Source organism: Paenibacillus rhizoplanae (genome assembly GCF_042684125.1).
Lineage (GTDB): Bacteria > Bacillota > Bacilli > Paenibacillales > Paenibacillaceae > Paenibacillus_AQ > Paenibacillus_AQ rhizoplanae.
The window spans coordinates 414339-432030 of sequence record NZ_JBHUKY010000019.1; the positions used below are offsets into that span (position 1 = coordinate 414339).

At 56.6% G+C, this 17692-nt stretch carries 18 protein-coding genes; 12 read left to right on the forward strand and 6 right to left on the reverse strand.

Translation table 11 applies throughout. The features are described from left to right. Positions 1–437 precede the first annotated feature (437 nt). Genes biuH through atzF form a run of 8 tightly spaced genes read left to right on the forward strand, consistent with a single transcriptional unit; the run spans position 438 to position 8781 of the window. Positions 438–1121: a biuret amidohydrolase gene (biuH, locus tag ACFSX3_RS09610; RefSeq protein ID WP_209986502.1), complete on the forward strand. Its 684-nt coding sequence runs from the start codon at positions 438–440 to the stop codon at positions 1119–1121. Between the two features lie 25 nt (positions 1122–1146). Continuing rightward, positions 1147–2160, forward strand: coding sequence for an ABC transporter substrate-binding protein (locus ACFSX3_RS09615; protein WP_209986499.1), 1014 nt, complete (start codon positions 1147–1149; stop codon positions 2158–2160). 14 nt (positions 2161–2174) lie between these two features. After that, positions 2175–2984, forward strand: a complete 810-nt coding sequence (locus ACFSX3_RS09620) for an ABC transporter ATP-binding protein (protein ID WP_209986496.1) — start codon at positions 2175–2177, stop codon at positions 2982–2984. Next, a complete protein-coding gene (locus ACFSX3_RS09625) occupies positions 2981–3733 on the forward strand; it encodes an ABC transporter permease (RefSeq protein ID WP_209986493.1) in 753 nt (250 codons plus the stop codon). Before ACFSX3_RS09620 ends, ACFSX3_RS09625 begins: the two co-directional genes overlap by 4 nt. Further along, the gene (gene atzD, locus ACFSX3_RS09630) at positions 3730–4800 is read left to right on the forward strand and encodes a cyanuric acid amidohydrolase (protein ID WP_209986492.1); all 1071 of its coding nucleotides are present in this window, start codon (positions 3730–3732) and stop codon (positions 4798–4800) included. The genes ACFSX3_RS09625 and atzD overlap by 4 nt, the downstream gene beginning before the upstream one ends. A gap of 47 nt (positions 4801–4847) precedes the next feature. Continuing rightward, positions 4848–5276: a cupin domain-containing protein gene (locus tag ACFSX3_RS09635; RefSeq protein WP_209986489.1), complete on the forward strand. Its 429-nt coding sequence runs from the start codon at positions 4848–4850 to the stop codon at positions 5274–5276. A gap of 16 nt (positions 5277–5292) precedes the next feature. After that, positions 5293–6930, forward strand: coding sequence for a PucR family transcriptional regulator (locus ACFSX3_RS09640; protein ID WP_209986486.1), 1638 nt, complete (start codon positions 5293–5295; stop codon positions 6928–6930). A gap of 6 nt (positions 6931–6936) precedes the next feature. Then, a complete protein-coding gene (atzF, locus tag ACFSX3_RS09645; protein WP_209986483.1) occupies positions 6937–8781 on the forward strand; it encodes an allophanate hydrolase in 1845 nt (614 codons plus the stop codon). A 303-nt stretch (positions 8782–9084) separates the two neighbouring features. Here atzF and ACFSX3_RS09650 read toward each other — a convergent pair whose 3' ends face one another. Next, the gene (locus ACFSX3_RS09650) at positions 9085–10188 is read right to left on the reverse strand and encodes an FUSC family protein (protein WP_209986481.1); all 1104 of its coding nucleotides are present in this window, start codon (positions 10186–10188) and stop codon (positions 9085–9087) included. Between the two features lie 290 nt (positions 10189–10478). On the opposite strand from ACFSX3_RS09650, the gene ACFSX3_RS09655 reads away from it, so the two are divergent. The 4 genes from ACFSX3_RS09655 to ACFSX3_RS09670 are packed head-to-tail and all read left to right on the forward strand — an operon-like array spanning position 10479 to position 14311. After that, positions 10479–11603 (forward strand): ABC transporter ATP-binding protein, encoded by a 1125-nt coding sequence (locus ACFSX3_RS09655; protein ID WP_209986478.1) that lies wholly within the window; start codon positions 10479–10481, stop codon positions 11601–11603. Then, positions 11593–12399, forward strand: coding sequence for an ABC transporter permease (locus tag ACFSX3_RS09660; protein WP_209986475.1), 807 nt, complete (start codon positions 11593–11595; stop codon positions 12397–12399). Before ACFSX3_RS09655 ends, ACFSX3_RS09660 begins: the two co-directional genes overlap by 11 nt. Next, entirely contained in the window at positions 12396–13241 is an 846-nt protein-coding gene (locus ACFSX3_RS09665; protein ID WP_209986466.1) for an ABC transporter permease, read from the forward strand. Before ACFSX3_RS09660 ends, ACFSX3_RS09665 begins: the two co-directional genes overlap by 4 nt. After that, a complete protein-coding gene (locus ACFSX3_RS09670; protein ID WP_209986463.1) occupies positions 13238–14311 on the forward strand; it encodes an ABC transporter substrate-binding protein in 1074 nt (357 codons plus the stop codon). The genes ACFSX3_RS09665 and ACFSX3_RS09670 overlap by 4 nt, the downstream gene beginning before the upstream one ends. Before the next feature lie 293 nt (positions 14312–14604). On the opposite strand, the gene ACFSX3_RS09675 is transcribed toward ACFSX3_RS09670, so the two are convergent. From ACFSX3_RS09675 to ACFSX3_RS09695, 5 genes are all read right to left on the reverse strand, one after another. After that, entirely contained in the window at positions 14605–14772 is a 168-nt protein-coding gene (locus ACFSX3_RS09675; RefSeq protein ID WP_209986458.1) for a hypothetical protein, read from the reverse strand. Positions 14773–14828: 56 nt separating this feature from the next. Continuing rightward, positions 14829–15239 carry a hypothetical protein gene (locus tag ACFSX3_RS09680; RefSeq protein ID WP_209986456.1) on the reverse strand — a complete coding sequence of 137 codons (411 nt, stop codon included), beginning with the start codon at positions 15237–15239 and terminating at the stop codon, positions 14829–14831. A gap of 184 nt (positions 15240–15423) precedes the next feature. Beyond that, positions 15424–16248, reverse strand: coding sequence for a class I SAM-dependent methyltransferase (locus ACFSX3_RS09685; protein ID WP_209986454.1), 825 nt, complete (start codon positions 16246–16248; stop codon positions 15424–15426). A gap of 41 nt (positions 16249–16289) precedes the next feature. After that, positions 16290–17141: a 1,4-dihydroxy-6-naphthoate synthase gene (locus ACFSX3_RS09690; RefSeq protein WP_209986451.1), complete on the reverse strand. Its 852-nt coding sequence runs from the start codon at positions 17139–17141 to the stop codon at positions 16290–16292. Beyond that, positions 17141–17692 (reverse strand): futalosine hydrolase (locus tag ACFSX3_RS09695; RefSeq protein ID WP_379312827.1); only part of this gene is annotated, 552 nt, incomplete at its 5' end. The genes ACFSX3_RS09695 and ACFSX3_RS09690, both read right to left, overlap by 1 nt.

Below are 17692 nucleotides of genomic sequence, written 5' to 3' on the forward strand. Positions count from 1 at the left end.
TGGCATTAACTTCTGCAAACAAGCTTAATTCTAGTACTTAAAGAGCTATTTTTCAACTATATTATGCCTATTTATCAAAAAACTCGAAATATGCAGCTCTATTTCGACAAAAAAACTGGTTTCCCAGCGCTTACATCTTATGGAAGCCATGAGAACAAGAAAAGGGGGAACTGTCCTCTGCGCCCGGCAGGTGGAAAAAGAAAAAAGCAGCGGACGGCCAAATGTTTACGGCAGCGACGACCAAGCTTTGTGTTTTTGTGTAATGTATATGTTAGATATGTAAATAAACACAAACATTCAGTATATTATTTCGTAATAAAACCGAAGACATCCCAAATTCATTGTAATATAATCTAACTCATACCAAGGAAACGCGAATTAATGTTAACTAAAATAACATTAATGGAGATAGCGACATCAGGAGAGGAGCATAAATCATGCAGATTGCAGCAACACCTTACATCTGGCCTTATGACGGGGCAGTTGACCCGGCGAAGACAGCGCTGATGATTATCGACATGCAGACGGATTTTTGCGGCAAGGGCGGTTACGTCGAGAGAATGGGTTATGACCTCTCATTAACGGCAAGAGCGATTCAGCCCATTCAGCGGCTGCTGGCACGTATCCGGGACATCGAAGGGTTCACCGTGATCCATACCCGCGAGGGGCATAAGCCGGATCTGTCGGATCTGCCGGCGAACAAAAGGTGGCGCAGCCGCCAGATCGGGGCCGAGATCGGCTCCGAAGGACCGGCGGGACGAATCCTCGTGCGGGGGGAGCGCGGCTGGCAGATCATTGAGGAGCTGGCGCCTGCCCGCGGAGAGTACATTATAGACAAGCCGGGCAAAGGCAGCTTTTATGCAACGGACCTGGACCTGATCCTGAAGAATAAAGGAATTACCCATCTGATTCTGACCGGTATTACTACCGATGTCTGTGTACACACCACGATGCGGGAGGCCAATGACCGCGGGTACGAGTGTCTGATCCTTGCGGATTGCACGGGAGCAACGGATGAAGCGAATCACCTGGCGGCGCTGAGTATGGTTCAAATGCAGGGCGGGGTGTTCGGCAGTGTAAGTGATTCACAAGCGGTGCTGCGTGCGCTGGAGCAATACTAAATCATTCATAAACGGGGGAATAACCATGTGGAACAAGTCCAGAACGAAAGCGCTGATGCTGTTAACCTCGCTAATGCTGCTCCTGACTGCCTGCGGTAACCATACGGAAGCCGGGAAGGCCGAAGGCCAGGGAGCGGAAGGCTCAGGCGAGCTGAAAAAGGTGGTGCTCCGGCTGAAGTGGATTCACCAGGCGCAGTTTGCCGGCTTTTATACCGCAGTGGAAAAAGGCTTCTATAAAGAAGCGGGGCTGGATGTTGAGATCCGTCCGGGGGGTTCGGATTTCCCGGCTGTGCAGATGGTAGCTTCCGGCAGTGAGGAGTTCGGAGTTACCGGTGCCGACCAGGTCGTTATCGCCAGAGAGAAAGGCGTCCCGGTCAAAGCGTTGTCCGCAATCTACCGCAAAACCCCGTTCGTCATGTTCACGCTCAAAGAGTCCGGGATTAAGACGATGGAGGATCTGGCCGGGCAAAAGGTGGGCATAAAGCTGGGCGGCAACGAAGAGCTGACCTTCCGGGCCATGGAGAAAAGCGCGGGCATCGACCCTTCGCGAATCGAAGAAATGCCGGTCAAATATGATCTGAGTCCGCTGTTAACCGGTCAGGTTAAGGCCTGGCCCGGATATGTTATTAATGAAGTGCTGGCTGTAGAGGAGCAGGGCAAGGAAGTGAATATTATCGACCCGAACGACTATGGCATCAATTTCTATGCCGATACTTTGTTCACTACGGAGTCTGTCATCAAGAAGGACCCGGAGATGGTCGCAAGCTTCGTGCAGGCCTCTATGCAGGGCTGGGATTATGCGGTCAAGCATCCGGAGGAGGCGGCGGAATTCGGTCTGAAATATGGCGAGAAGCTGGATCTGAAGCATGAGGTCAATATGATGAAGGCCAGCATTCCGCTGCTTGATCCGGAGAAGCTCCCGCTGGGATCGATGGACGAGGCGTCCTGGGAGACGCTGCAGAAGAATCTGGTCGAGCTGGGCTTTGTGAAAAAGGAACAGGACCTAGGCGGATTGTTCACCAACGAGTTTTTGAAATAAGGAGGGACCCGATAATGACAACAGCGATCAAAGAACAGCTGGATTCTGCCGCCGCGCAGCATCCCGGTACCCGGGAAACCATGCTCTCCCTGCGCAATTGCTCTCTTTCCTTCGGCAACGTGCCTGTGCTGGATCAGGTCAGCCTTGATGTATACCGCAATGAGTTCATTTCGATTCTCGGACCGAGCGGCTGCGGGAAATCCACAACACTCCGGCTGATGCTGCGGCTGTTAAGCCCGGAAGCCGGTGGAGAGGTGGCGTATGCTTCCCCGGATCTGTCCCTGGGCATGGTCTTTCAGAAGCCGGTCCTGATGCCGTGGCTCAGTGCGCTGCAGAATGTAATGCTGCCGCTTGAACTGGGCGAGAAGAAGAAATTCAGCAAATCCGAGGCACGCGAAAAAGCGGAAAGTGCCCTGCGCCTGGTCGGCCTTCAGGATTATCTGAACCACTTCCCGCATCAGCTCAGTGGCGGGATGCAGCAGCGGGCAGCGATTGCCCGGGCTCTGGCGGCCGATCCGACGGTGCTGCTGATGGACGAACCGTTCGGCGCGCTGGATGAGCTGACACGCGAGAAGCTGAATTTTGAGCTGCTGCGGCTGTGGGAGAGCCCGGAGACCAGTCTAAGCAGCATTGTGATGGTCACCCATTCGATCCATGAATCCGCGCTGCTGTCAGACCGGGTCGTGATGATGTCTCCCCGGCCCGCCGGTGTGACGGATATCATTCCGGTGACGCTGCCTTCCCCGCGTGAGGCAGGTATGGAAGAATTGCCGGAATTCCACCGGATTGTCAAGGAACTGAGAAAGCGGGTGAAGCATCTATGACGGTCAAAATCAAAGACACCCTGTACCCGGTCACGTTTGCGCTCGGCTTCCTGCTGCTATGGGAGCTGGCTGTACGTCTCCTGTCGGTTCCTATGTATCTGCTGCCTGCGCCTACGCAGGTAGTCTCGGCTATTAATGGCTCGCTCTGGTCGCATACGCTGGTTACGCTGGGCGAAGCCCTGACCGGGTTCATTCTCGCCAATATCCTCGGCCTGGCTACCGCAGTGATTTTCGTACATTCCAAACCGATTGAGAAGGGAATGTTCCCGCTTGCCATCGCCCTTAAGACTACGCCGCTGGTGGCGCTGGCCCCGCTGCTGGTCGTTTGGCTGGGAACCGGGTATACCTCGAAGGTAATCGCTTCGATGCTGATCTGCTTTTTCCCGATTCTGGTGAACAGTGTTAAAGGTCTTAAGGCCATTGAATACGAAGCCTGGGAGCTGTTCTCGACCTATAAAGGGACGAAGAGCGAAATCTTCTGGAAGCTGCGGCTGCCGACAAGTCTGCCTTATATCTTCTCTGCCCTCAAAATATCCACCTCGCTTGCCATTGTCGGAGCCATCGTCGGCGAATTCGTCGGTGCCAATAAGGGACTCGGTTATGTAGTGCTGGTCTCTTCCTATCATATGGATACGCCGGTGATGTTCTCGGCCATTATTGCTTCGGCGCTGTGCGGCCTGCTGTTGTTCTGGGGTATCGGGCTGCTGGAGAAACGGGTTATTTTCTGGACAAGGAGCGATGATCTATGATGAACTGCTCGGTAATCCGCATCCCGGCAGGCGCGCCGCATGATATGTCGGGATTAAGCGCAGCGGTGGAAGCAGGCCTGTTCCGGCCGGAGGAAGTGGTCGCGGTGCTGGGGAAGACGGAGGGCAACGGCTGTGTGAATGATTTTACGCGGGGTTATGCGGTTATGGCGCTGAAAGGATTCTTTGCTGAAGCGGCAAAAGGAGGAGCTGCCGGCATCTCTTATGTGATGTCCGGCGGTACGGAAGGGGTGCTCAGCCCGCACTTCACGGTCATCAGCCGCAGCGGACGGGGGGAGCCGGGGGTGGTTGCTGATGGCCTGAAGTCGCTCGCCATTGGTGTGGCAAGAACCCGGAGCTTCCGGCCGGAGGAGCTGGGACGGCTCCCTCAGGTAGACGCCGTGGCGGATGCTGTAGCCCGTGCGGTTATGGAGGCGGGCATTACCTCACCAGGAGATGTACATTTTGTACAAATCAAGTGTCCGCTGCTTACCGCTGAGCAGATCTATGACGCGCATAGCCGTGAGGTATCGCTCATCACAGAGGATACTTATAAATCGATGGGATATTCCAGAGGGGCCTCTGCACTTGGTGCCGGGGTAGCGCTGGGTGAGGTGGACCGTGCGGCCTTGCAGGAAGAAGAGATCTGCACGGACTGGACTCAATTCAGCGCGGTAGCCTCCACTTCGGCGGGCAGTGAGTTGTCCTGCTGCGAAGTGATTGTGTTCGGGAATTCGTTGTCTGCGGACGGCCCGTACCACATCGACCATGCCGTCATGCAGGATGCTGTGGATGGCGCTGCGCTTCAGGGCCTGCTGGACCGTTATCCCGGTGAAGAGCTGGTGCAGGTGCTGGCCAAGGCAGAAGCCGATCCCGATGGTGTCATCCGCGGACGCCGCCATATCATGCTGGATGACTCGGATATCAATCATACCCGCCATGCGCGGGCTGTAGTCGGGGGTGTGCTGGCCTATGTCGGCGGCGACCCGATGATCTACGTCTCCGGCGGAGGCGAGCATCAGGGGCCAAAGGGCGGAGGGCCGGTGGCGGCTGTGTTCCGCCGTAAGTAGCAGAGTTGGGATACAACTACATTTTATCCATCATGGGGGAATCGAATATGCATACACAGGAAACGAAAGTGCTGGCAGCAGCAGATATGACATGGGAGCTTATGCCGAATCACATAGAGCTGTATCACCGGGAGATTGTCTCGGCAAAGGAAGCGGACCGCCTGGGTATCCGGATGAGCTCGATTCTGTGGGAGAAGCTGGGGATCGGTGGCCAAGTCTTGCCGCATTATCATGATGTAGTCGAAATCATTCATATTACCGTAGGAGAGGTCAAGCTGCTATGTGACGGGGAGTGGCACAGCTATCGGGCCGGAGATACGTTCCATGTGCCTGCGGGCGTAGTCCATTCTGTCAGGAATACAGGGGATTCTCCTTCGGAGCAGATCAGTATTTTTGTACCGGCGGAGGCGGAGGTGCCGTCCAACAGCTTCTTCGGCACTACACTAATCGAGGATATCTATTCTTCCAAGCTATAGTAAAGGCGGCGGAGCCATGGGCAGCAATGTAATTACCGGTTTGACCTGCAGCGATATTCTGCTGATTCCCGACCTGAAGGAAGCGGTCCTGCTGGCCGGAGCCGGCGGCCTTGGGCGTTATATTAACCGGGTCAATGTAATGGAGGTTCCCGATGTCATTGACTGGGTGCGTCCGGGGGAGTTCCTGATTACGAGCGGCTTCCCCTTTCATAACCGGCCGGAGCTGATCGCGGAGATTATTCCCCAGCTGAACCAGAAGGGGGTGTCCGCGCTCGGGATCAAAACCAAACGTTATATCGATGAGATTCCGCCGAGGGCGCTGGAACTCGCGGATCAGCTGGGCTTCCCGATCTTCGAGCTGCCCGCCTCCACCTCCTTCTCCGATGTGGTCCGCGACATTATGGAGCGGGTGCTGGTGCAGGAGGCGCGGGAGCTATCGCAGCTCCAGAGCCGGTTCCAGAAGCTGTCGAAGCAGCTGCTCCATGGCGACGGGATTGAGGATTTCCTGCTGACCCTGGACGGGATGCTGCATAATCCGGTCGTCCTGCTGGATGATACCGATCAGGTCTTCTGTTCTCCGCAGGCGGAAGCGCTGAAGTTAGAAGAGCAGCTTCCGGCCTGGATACAGCTTCGCCAGGAAGGCAGTCTCGGCATTACATTCCTCACAGTTGGAGAACGGCGTATCCGGGCTTATGTCTCGGCTGTCAATGACAAGGGAGCAGACCAATGTCTGCTGGTGCTGCTGGAGTGGAACAGCGAGCTGTCGGTAGTGGATCAGTTAACGATTGACCGGGTTGGTGTGCTGGTCGGGCTGGAGATGATCAACGCAGGGGCCCGCCGCGAGGTGGAGCTGAAGTATGTGGACCAGTTCCTGCAGGACTGGATCAGCGGCCGGATTGCTGCTGCCGAGGATCTGAAGCTGCGCGGCGCGGCCTGCGGCTGTCCGCTCCCGGAGCGCCCGCTGCGTGCTGTAACCGCAGGGTGGCTGGAGGATAAGCCGGAGCTTAAGCAGCTGCAGCAGGTAGTGAAGCGGGTACGTGCCCGGGCAGACCTTCAGCATGTGAAGCTCACCATCCTTGAAGGGGAGTTGGTCCTGACCGTGCCGGAGCAGCCGGAGCTTCCGCTGGAGGAGACGCTGGGGCGTTTGCTGGCCGAGATGAACCGGGTGTTTGTCAGTGAGACTTGCGCCTTCTGTATTGGCGATCTTGCGGATGGCCCCGATCAGGTGCGGTTCAGCTATGAATCCTCCCGCAAAATCGCCCGTATCCGCCAAATCAGCGGTTACAGCGGGTCTTATGTCGATTACCGGAAGCTGGGTGTCTTCCGGCTGCTGTACCATCTGCCTGAGCTGGAGGAAATCAGCGAGTACAGGGATCAGTATATTGCCCCGCTGCTGGAGTATGACCGCAAGCATAACGCTTCGCTGCTCCAGACGCTCCAGCTGTACTTCAAGTGCAACCGCAACGTGAAGCGGACCTCCGGCGAGCTGTTCACTCATTATAATACGGTCACCTACCGGATCGACCGGGCCTGTGAGCTGCTGGGATTAAGCCAGGATGACGGTGACGATATGCTGGAGCTGCAGCTCGCGCTGAAGCTGCATGAGATGGGCAAGGGCCGCAGGTCCGGCACCGATACGCAGAGAAGGAGATGAAGCCTGATGACAGCAACAACAGAATGGCCCGCCAAGCTGACTGCCGGTTGGCTGCGGGGGCAGTATTTGAACGGCACGCTGGACCCGGAGGAGGTCATCCGGGAGATCATCCGCCGTGCTGAGCGGGACAAGGAGATGAACATCTGGATTGAACCGCCCGCCGCGGCGCAGATCGCTCCCTTCCTGGCAGCGCTCAAAGAGCTGAATCCGCAGGAGCATCCCTTGTGGGGCATTCCGTTCGCGGTGAAGGATAACATCGATGTGAAGGGGCTGCCCACGACGGCGGCATGTCCTGAATTCGCTTATCAGCCGGACGCGGATGCAGCAGTTGTGGCGAGATTGGTGGCTGCGGGGGCGATCCCTGTCGGCAAAAGCAATCTGGACCAGTTCGCCACCGGACTCGTCGGTGTGCGCAGCCCTTACGGCGAGACGCATAATGCCCTGCGTCCCGAATACATCAGCGGCGGCTCCAGCGCCGGTTCGGCGGTTGCCGTAGCCCGGGGCCAGGCGGTGTTCAGCCTGGGCACCGATACCGCAGGCTCGGGCCGTGTGCCGGCTGCGCTGAACGGGCTGGTCGGCTACAAGCCCAGCCTAGGCGCCTGGCCGGTGCGCGGCGTAGTGCCGGCGTGTGCCAGCCTAGATTGTGTCACTGTATTCGCGCACAATCTGGAGGATGCACTTACGGTAGACCGCGCAGCACGCGGCTTCGATGCAGCCGATCCGTGGTCGCGTTCCGTGAAGCGGGAGGCTACCGCTCTGCCCGGGAAGCTGCTGCTGCCGGAAGCGCCGCTGGACTTCTATGGACCCCATGCGGACGAATACCGCCGGTCCTGGGAACGGGCCGAAGCCGTCGTACAGGGGCTGGGGCTGCCGGTTGAACGGGTGGACTGTACGTTGTTCTCCGAAGCGGCAGCCATCCTGTACGACGGTCCCTGGGTAGCCGAGCGCTGGGCGGATCTGGCCGGATTCGTAGAGAGTCACCGTGAAGCTGTGCTGCCGGTGACGGAGTCGATTCTCTCCTCCGGGGCAGCGGAGCGCCACACCGCTTCGAGCCTGTTCCAGGCCATGCACCGCTTGCAGCAGTATAAGCGGGCAGCGGAGCTGCTGCTGCGGGACGCGGTGCTGGTCCTGCCGACCTGCGGCGGAACCTGGACCCGGGAGCAGGTGGCGGCGAACCCGGTAGGGGCCAACTCCGAAATGGGCCGCTACACCAATCACTGCAACCTGCTCGATCTGTCGGCGGTAGCGATCCCTGCCGGGGAAGCGGCGGGGAACCTGCCATTCGGCATTACGCTGTTCGCTCTGGCGGACAGTGAGCATCTGCTTGCCGGAGCCGGGGAGCTTCTGGCGGAGGGGGATTCTCCGGGGCGGGAGGATGGTCTTGGTGAGAGTGCGGGGAGTTCTGCTGGGGCTGAAGCTGGTGAGGCTGGAGGTACTGGTGCTGCTGCTGGTGCCGAACTACCAGCGTCCAGCATGGTTACCCTGGCGGTCTGCGGGCTGCACATGCGCGGCTTCCCGCTGGAGAAGCAGATGCTGGAGCATGGCGCGCGCTTTTGGCAGGAAGCGCGGACTGCTGCATGCTATGAGCTGGTTAAGCTCCCTACCGTGCCGGCTAAGCCGGGCCTGCTGAGACAGGCGGCAGGGGGAAGCAGTATTAAGCTGGAGCTGTGGCAGATGCCGTTGGCATCGCTGGGGTCGTTCGCGTCGCTCATTCCTGCCCCGCTGGGCCTGGGGCGGGTGATACTTGCGGACGGCCGGGAAGTGACCGGCTTCATCTGCGAAGGCTATGCCGCCGCCGGAGCCGAGAACGTTACGGCTTACGGGGGCTGGAGATATCTGCCCGCAGATTAACTACCGTTTTAGGCATTTAGCTCTGAGTGCGGCAATGTACGCAGGTGAGATTTGGATATCCCATTTTGCGTCACCGGGATACATGTAGTAATTAGTTGGATTTTCTCCATTTGCTGCTGGTGGAATACCTCCTATGGGAAGAGCAGATGGATAAACAACACTTATTTTGCTCGCTTTTAAGGGATTCCATAGAATTCGGCGGATTAGATGTACTTTATCCAACCGCTTCTGTGGGGAGCTTGAGAGTCGGATGGGTGCGGAGTGACTGACCTTGATAGAATACAAAAAAGGACCCTCCCAAGCTTATAGCTTGTGGAAGAGTCCTTTTTGTATGAATTGGATGGCGCGTGCAGGTTGTGCCTTGACATGCTGTGGTGCGGTGGAAAGAGCCGCGTAATCGGCGCGTTCAATCTCTTCAAGAATCCGGTTCAGGTGGGAGAACACCGCACCGAGATCACGGAATGCCGCGAGCGAACACTGATCCTGCAGCTCCGAGAACCAGGCTAGCTGCACATCGCGGGCTCTTCTCAGACTCTCGGGGAGTGAACGTCCGCTGCATTCGGCATCCGATAGCGTCCGTGTGCCATACAGTGCGATACAGTCTGCCGTTGCGGTTACAACCTCCAGCATCCAGTCAGCTGCGGCATAATGGGCCGGCAGCAGGGCGATCTCTTCGCTTATGGCTTTGACATAGGAGTGCACCTTGATGAGATGGGAGGTCGTCTGTGTCAGCTTGCCAATGTCCTTACGGCACTGGTAATGAGATAGCGTGTAATGCATCTCCTTCTGCAGCCGGTCGCTCTTCTTCAGCAGCCCGCCGGAGCTCTCAAGAGCAGCTTTGGCCTGTGCGGCATCCCGGCCGCTTGCAGCGAATCCGGTTAAGGCATCGGATAATGTCAGGCTGCCCTTCAGCGCCAGGTCCTTGACCTTGACGAAGCTCTTGGGCGGCACGATAATCATATTGATAATCAGGGCAATCAGCACACCGATCAGCGTCTCGGCGACTCTCCAGACGATATATTGGTCATGATAGAAGGTAAGTGCGAGAACTGAGGTGACGCCGACCTGGGAGACGGCCTGGATATTGATCCGGCAGGCTGTAGCCACCCCAATGCCGATCAGCAGCATCAGCAGGATCGACAGCGCGCCCACATCGAAGAACTTGCCTACGATCAGGCTGACGATGCCGCCAAGGAGCACGCCGGTCATGCGGTAGACCCCTTTTTCGAGAGAGGCCTTGACGCTGCTCTGGGTGATCAGAATCGCTGCCAGCGGCGCGAAGTAGAGATACTGGTCTCCATAAATACTGTGTACCGCCAGCCAGGAGAGCGAAGCAGCCAGCGTAATGCGTATCATATATAGTGATAATCCAAATTTCTCAAGGCGGTCCTGTAACCCCTCGTCCATGTTGTCAACTTCTTTCGTGAAAATAAGAAAATTTTTATGATCTTTCAGTCGTTTTCATTATAGCACCTCAAAACAGACCGGACGCGGCCAAGATTTTACGAACTTGTTAAGTTTTTGTGCTATATTTCACAATGTAAGCTATCGCATATATCGGAACATTCCTATATGCTATATATTGAAGCTGTCGAACCAAGGCAGGAATTGTCGCTTATCCGTGCTGAGCATGCTGCTGCCGGATTGTCTCCCGCAAGAAGCGGGTAAAATAGGTTGTACTACATAAGTAAGGGAGGTTGTTAGCTATAGCTACCCCGGAAGGCACTATTATTTCTTTTGACCAGGTGATTAAGCAATACGACGACGAAGAGGCTGTACTCAAAGGCGTGAGCTTCGAAATTGAACGCGGTAAATTCTACACGCTGCTGGGCCCTTCGGGCTGCGGAAAAACGACCATTTTGCGTCTAATCGCCGGCTTCGCGGAGCCGACTGAAGGTTCGATCTATCTGAACGGCAAAAAAATCAACCACATTCCCGCCAATGAGCGGCAGGTTAATACGGTGTTTCAGGACTATGCGCTGTTTCCGCACCTGAACGTATTCGAGAATGTGGCGTTTGGACTGCGCATCAAGAAGCTGAAGAAGGATGTCATTCAGCAAAAGGTGCAGGAAGCGTTGCGCTTCGTCAACCTGGTCGGCTATGATCAGCGGGCCATTAATGAAATGTCCGGCGGGCAGAGACAGCGTGTCGCCATTGCGCGCGCCATTGTCAACGAGCCGCAGGTGCTGCTGCTGGACGAGCCTCTGTCTGCGCTTGATCTGAAGCTGCGTACCGAGATGCAGTATATTCTGCGGGAGATGCAGCAGCGGCTGGGTATCACGTTCATCTTCGTCACCCATGACCAGGAAGAGGCGCTGGCGATGTCCGACTGGATCTTCGTCATGAACGGCGGCAAGATTGAGCAGAGCGGCACGCCTAATGATATCTACGATGAACCGATTAACCGGTTCGTGGCCGACTTCATCGGAGAGTCGAACATCGTGCCTGGTGTGATGATTGAGGACTATGTGGTGGAGTGGGGCGGCCACCGGTTCGAATGTGTCGATGCCGGTCTGAAGCCGAATGAAGCGGTGGAGGTTGTGATCCGCCCTGAGGATCTGGAGATTGCGAGCCTTGAAGCGGGCAAGCTGAAGGTGCGTGTGGATTCCCAGCTGTTCCGCGGCGTTCACTACGAGATCAGCTGCTATGACGGATCCGGCCATGAATGGCTCGTCCATTCCACCCGTAAGGCGGAGGTTGGCTCCGAGATCGGGCTGTATTTTGACCCGGAAGCGATCCATGTTATGCGTTTCGGTGAAACGGAGGAGGAGTTCGACAAGCGTCTGGAGGCTTACGCCGAGGTGGAGAGCCATGAAGACTAAGGGCAAGTCGTATTATCTCATTCCGTACTACCTGTGGATTGCGCTGTTTGTCATTGCGCCGGTGCTGCTGGTGGTCTACTATTCCCTGTTCGATCTGGAGGGGAAGCTGACGCTGAATAACTACGTCAATTTCTTCACGCCGGTCTATATGAGAATGATGCTGAATTCGTTCTGGTACGCTTTTCTGATCACGGTGTTCTCGCTCCTGGTGGCTTATCCGGCTGCTTATCTGCTGACGCGAACGAAGCACAAGCAGCTGTGGCTGCTGCTGATTATTCTGCCAACCTGGATCAACCTGCTGCTCAAAACATACGCCTTCATCGGGATCTTCGGCACCTTCGGTCCGGTCAATAATTTCTTTGATCTGATGGGTCTGGGCGAGCAGCAGATTCTGTTCACGGGCTTCAGCTTCGTGTTTGTGTCGGTCTATATTTTCATTCCATTCATGATTCTGCCGATCTTCAGTGCCTTGGATGAGATGAATCTGTCGCTGGTGGATGCTGCGCGCGATCTGGGCGCATCAGGGTGGACGACGTTCCGGCGGGTGGTTTTTCCGCTGACGATCTCGGGTGTACGCTCCGGTTGTATGGCGGTGTTCATTCCGGCGCTGTCGCTGTTCATGATTACGCGTCTGATTGCCGGGAACCGGGTGATTACGCTCGGCACCGCGATTGAACAGCACTTCCTGGTCACTCAGGACTGGGGCATGGGCTCAACCGTTGCGGTGTTCCTGATCGCCATTATGGCGCTGTTCATGATTCTGACCGGCGGCTCGCGGAAGGGGGTGCGCGGATGAAGAACACACGCAGGGTCAAGAACAAGAACGGCATCGCCAATATCTATCTGGTGCTGGTCTTCCTGGTGCTGTACGCGCCGATCTTCTATCTGATGTACTACTCGTTCAACAGCGGCGGCACGATGCATAAGTTCGAGGGCTTCACGCTGGATTATTACCGTGAGGTGGTTGCCGACACCCGGCTGATGATTATTGTGATTAACACACTGGTCATAGCCCTCCTGTCCTCGACCATTGCGACCATAATAGCGGTGATCGGCGCGCTGGCGATCCAGCATGTCCGCAGCCGCCGGGCCAAAAACACGCTGCTCTCGCTGAACAATGTGCTGATTGTCAGCCCGGATGTCATTATCGGAGCCTCCTTCCTGATCCTGTTCACTATTGTAGGGATCAAGCTGGGCTTCACCTCCGTGCTGCTCTCGCATGTGGCGTTCAGTATTCCGATTGCGGTCATTATGATCCTGCCGCATTTGCAGGAGATGAGCCCGACCCTGACGGATGCTGCGCGGGATCTCGGGGCTTCGCGCCGCGATGTGCTTACGAAGGTTATCCTGCCGATCATCAAGCCGGGAATCTTCAGCGGGTTCTTCATGGCCCTGACCTATTCCCTGGATGATTTTGCAGTTACCTTCTTCGTCACGGGCAACGGCTATTCCACCCTGTCGGTGGAGATCTATTCTCTGGCGCGGCAAGGGGTCTCGCTGTCGATTAATGCACTATCGACCCTGATTTTCCTCTTCACGATTCTGCTGGTCATCGGTTATTACTACCTGAACCAGCGTAAGAACCGCCCGGCGGTACAGATTGCCGAGCCGGTTGCCGAAGCGGGGGTGCCTAGATGAAGCAGCTAGTTAATACATTCCTGGCGATTCTGATCGTCGCCTTCGGACTGATGTTCCTGGCCTCCCGGCTGAACTCGGCTCAGGGCTATTCTGGCGGCAACACGCTGACTATCTATAACTGGGGCGACTATGTGGACCCCGATCTCCTGAAGCAATTCCAAGAGGAGACCGGGATTACGGTCATCTACCAGACGTTTGATTCCAATGAAGCCATGCTGACCAAGGTCGAGCAGGGCGGTACGATCTTCGATGTTGTAATCCCGTCTGACTACGCGATCGCCAAGATGCGGGAAGAGAATCTGCTGCTGCCGCTGGATCACAGCAAGCTGCCGAATCTCGCCAACATCGATTCCAAGTTCATGAATCTGTCCTTCGATCCCGGTAACAAGTATTCGGTTCCTTATTTCTGGGGGACGGTGGGGATCATCTTCAACCCGGAGATGACGAAGGGCATCGATTTCAGCAGCTGGGATTCCCTGTGGGACAAGAGGCTGAAGAATAATATCTTCCTCGTGGACGGAGCCCGTGAGGTCATGGGCATGGCGCTGAACAGCCTGCACTATTCCGTCAACGACACGAAGGAGGAGCATTTGCAGGAGGCGCTCACCAAGCTGAACAAGCTGTCCCCGAATGTGAAGGCCATTGTGGGCGACGAGGTCAAAATGCTGCTCGCCAACGAAGAAGCGGCGGTCGGTATTGTCTGGTCCGGCGACGCTTCGGAGATTATGGATGATAACGACAAGCTGGACTTCGTCGTGCCGGAGGAAGGTTCGAATAAATGGTTCGACAACATGGTCATTCCGCGTACCGCAGGCAATGTCGAAGGCGCGCATAAGTTCATCGACTTCATGCTGCGGCCTGAAGTCGCCGCACAGAATGCGGAATACGTTGGCTATTCCACGCCGAACGTTCCCGGCCTGAAGCTGCTGCCGGAGGACATCTCCGGTGACGAGCGCTTCTACCCGCCCGCCGAGCTCACCGACCGGCTGGAGGTCTACGACAACCTCGGCAAGCGGATGCTTGCCCACTATAATGAGCTGTTCCTGATGTTTAAGATGAATAAGAAGTAGCTGGCAGGCAGCATTCCTGCGGAGAAGCCCCCGTTTGTGCGTATGCACAGGCGGGGGCTTTTTGGGTTGTGAATCATCCGCAGGATGAGCCTAGGATGTGTGCGAAACACCGAATACAATGTGCTTGTGAGAAGGTACATGGGCCGGTTGGATGCGGAAAACTGAATACATTGCAATGTGCTGACGAGAGGGGAGATGTAACGAACACAAGGCTCGGCATCTTTTACGAGTAGGGTGATTTTGTGCTTTGGGGGAACCAGCCCAGTCTTCACCAATAAAAAAGGCTCGCCTTTTTATTGGCGAACCCGAGCAGACGAACGTTCCTTTTTCAACTTAGCAATAGCGTCACTGACCTTTTTATCGCGTTCCGGATTGGGGCCAGGCATCGATTGTTGCACGTAATGACCGTCAGCATACTGGCGGACAACATCATCGAGATCAACAGCAGGATGCTTCTTCACGATCATCACCTCTTTAAGAGAAGTATAACATAATGAGACGTTTGGCTACAGTCTCGTCAATAATGATTAGGCCGCCGCCAAAATGTGATACTCGTGTAATAATGTATCAGCCTTAGCTTGATTTTTGATTGCAAGGCGTCAGCACCACCAAGTCCAAGTTCGTTGCTTCGCTTGCAAGCAAAAGCGAGTAAATGCAATCCAACTCCGCTAAACTCCTTGCGCTGTGGAGGAATGCTCTCAATAAGATGTACCCAGACATGATCTTCCTTTCCCTCAAGAGATATAGCACCTTGAATAACTGCATTTCCGCATATCACCCTCTTATAGACTTCGATTCCGCGTTGGCTGAAATATATGGACCAGTCGAAGCCTTTTCCCCAATCATGCATCTGATGCTGTATGTCATAGGGTTGCAACGCTAAGAAAGAAACAGGGTAAGTCTCGCCGCTGCGATTATGTAATAGCACTATTCCTCCTCCTTACTCTCTATACCACGGCAATGATTGAGGAGAGGTCAGGTTGATGGCGCAACACGGAAAATAGAAAACGCCCCGGCTCCCCCACAGAGGGAAACCGGGACGTTCTTCGTCTCGCTGGTGTTAAGTATAGGGCATATGCTGGGGTAAAGCTAGAATGCAGTAAAAATAAGGCCTATTTCACGCCGGTTCGCATACGGTAGCTAATCGGTACCTGCAAGGTCCGGCCCTGAAAAAACTCCTCTACCTCTGCCGAAAATTCGGCGATATCTTGCTCAAGTGAGGCCGGGCTGAGCTTCAGGAGGGATTGGACGCCGCCTTGGCTGAGGGCTAGCCCGATATAGCGATGAGCATCGCATGATTCCATATTGTGAAAAACAATCTCTCTCGCGTACGTAAACCGTCCGCTGGCTTTGATCCGGTTCAAATGACCTTCCTTGTCCCATTTGCTGGCCTGGTCGGCACCGGGCTGAAGCTCCGCAAGCAGGGCATCCGAAGCCGCAATCAGCCGGTTGTAACGGGCTTCAATAGCGGGCTGAAGCACCAGAGGCCAGTCACAGTCGTAGGCGGCAAAGACTCCGCCGGGCCGCAGACAACGGGCGATTTCCTGAAGAGTGCTGCCCGGGTCCATCCAGTGGAACGACTGGGAGCAGGTGATGATGTCCACACTCTCCGTATCGAAAGGAAGCTGGTTAGAGTAGCCCTGCACAAAAGACAGGTTACCCGCTCCGCTGCCGAGAAGACGGAGCTTGTCCTGAGCCTTGCCCAGCATATCCGTGTTCGGCTCCACTCCGGTTACCGCATCGGCGGCAGCCTTCCACAGAAAGGTGGACAGGCCGGTGCCGCAGCCTATATCTGCAACATGGGCAGGACGGCGGCCCAGGTAACTGGTGAGCAGTTCAATAACCATCGGCGGGGCTTCCGGCCGGTAACGGTCGTAGTCATTTTGGTACCCTAGGAAACGGTCGATATTAGCCTTGCTGTTGCCTGAAGGAATCATAGGAATAGCCTCCTCGCGGGATGGATTATCTCCTGATTTCACTAACGTAGAAGCGAAGGATCGACAGCAGGTACAAGCCCTTCGGCAGCAGCCCGGTTAAGCAGTGCAGAGATGGCCGCATAGCCGTCCTCGCCAAGGCTCATCGTGAATTCATTGACGTAGAGATCAATATGCGACTTGGCGACTTCAGGCGAGAGCTCTTGGGCGTGGCTTAGCACGTATTTTTGGCAGTCGAGAGGATGGTCCCAGGCATACTGGAGTGAGCTGCGAATCCAGCCGGTAATGGCATCATGGTCCAGATCGCGGCGGGCAATAATCGCACCGAGCGGAATGGGCAAGCCGGTATCGCTCTCCCACCAGCTGCCGAGGTCAGTCAGCAGATTGAGATTGTAGGACGGGTAAGTGAAGCGGGCTTCGTGAATGACGAGTCCGGCATCGATTTCTCCCTTCTGTACGGCAGGCATGATCTCATCAAAAGGCATAACGACGATCTCAGCCGGACCGCCCTGCACCTGCTGTGCTACCCAAAGACGGAACAGCAGGTATGCCGTAGAGCGTTCGCTCGGGACGGCAATTCTGCGGCCGGACAGCTCGCGCGGATGTTTGATGGCGCCTGCGCCCTTGCGGGTTAGTACAAGCGGGCCGCAGCCCCGTCCCAGCGCACCGCCGCAAGGGAGCAGCTTGTACTTGTCCAGCACCCAGGGGAGGGCGGCGTAGGAGATTTTGAGCACTTCAGGCCCTGCGCCGTCTGCCGCTAGGCCGTTTGTAATATCAATATCGGCAAACATTACATCCAGCTTGGGTGCGCCGGGAATCAGGCCATGCGCCCAGGCATGAAAGACAAAGGTATCGTTCGGACAAGGGGAATAAGCAATATGAAGCTCTTGTGTCATTACAGCACCTCCCGTAAAATAGCCGCCGCCGCTGCCAGAGCGTCCAGCGCTTCATTGATCTTCCACGCGGCCCGGTCGCGCGGGCCGACCGGGTTCGAGATCGCGCGCAGCTCCAGCGCTGCGATCCCCAAAGCCTGGGCGGCCACGGCGACCCCGTGGCCTTCCATCGCCTCCGCCGCCGCCTCCGGGTGGCGTGCGGCCAGAGCCGCGGCCGTCCCGGCGGTGCCGGTCGCGGTCGACACGGTAAGCACGGTGCCCGTGCTTACCGTGAGGCCGGCCGCTGCGAGCGCGGCCGCAAGAGCCTGCACCGTGCCGCCGGGCGCAGGCACGGACACGCTGCCGAAGCCCAGCTCGGCAGCGCTGCGGAAGCCCTCCGGCGTCTCTGCGCCGAGGGCCGCGTCCAGCATCTCGCTGGCGACGACCAGCGAGCCTACGGGTGCCCGGCCCGGGAAGCCGCCGCCGATCCCGGCGCTGACGACGCAGCCGTACGAGCCGGCTGCCAGGGCGGCGGCGGTGCCCGCCGCTGCTGCTGCGGTGCCGGCGCCCGCCGC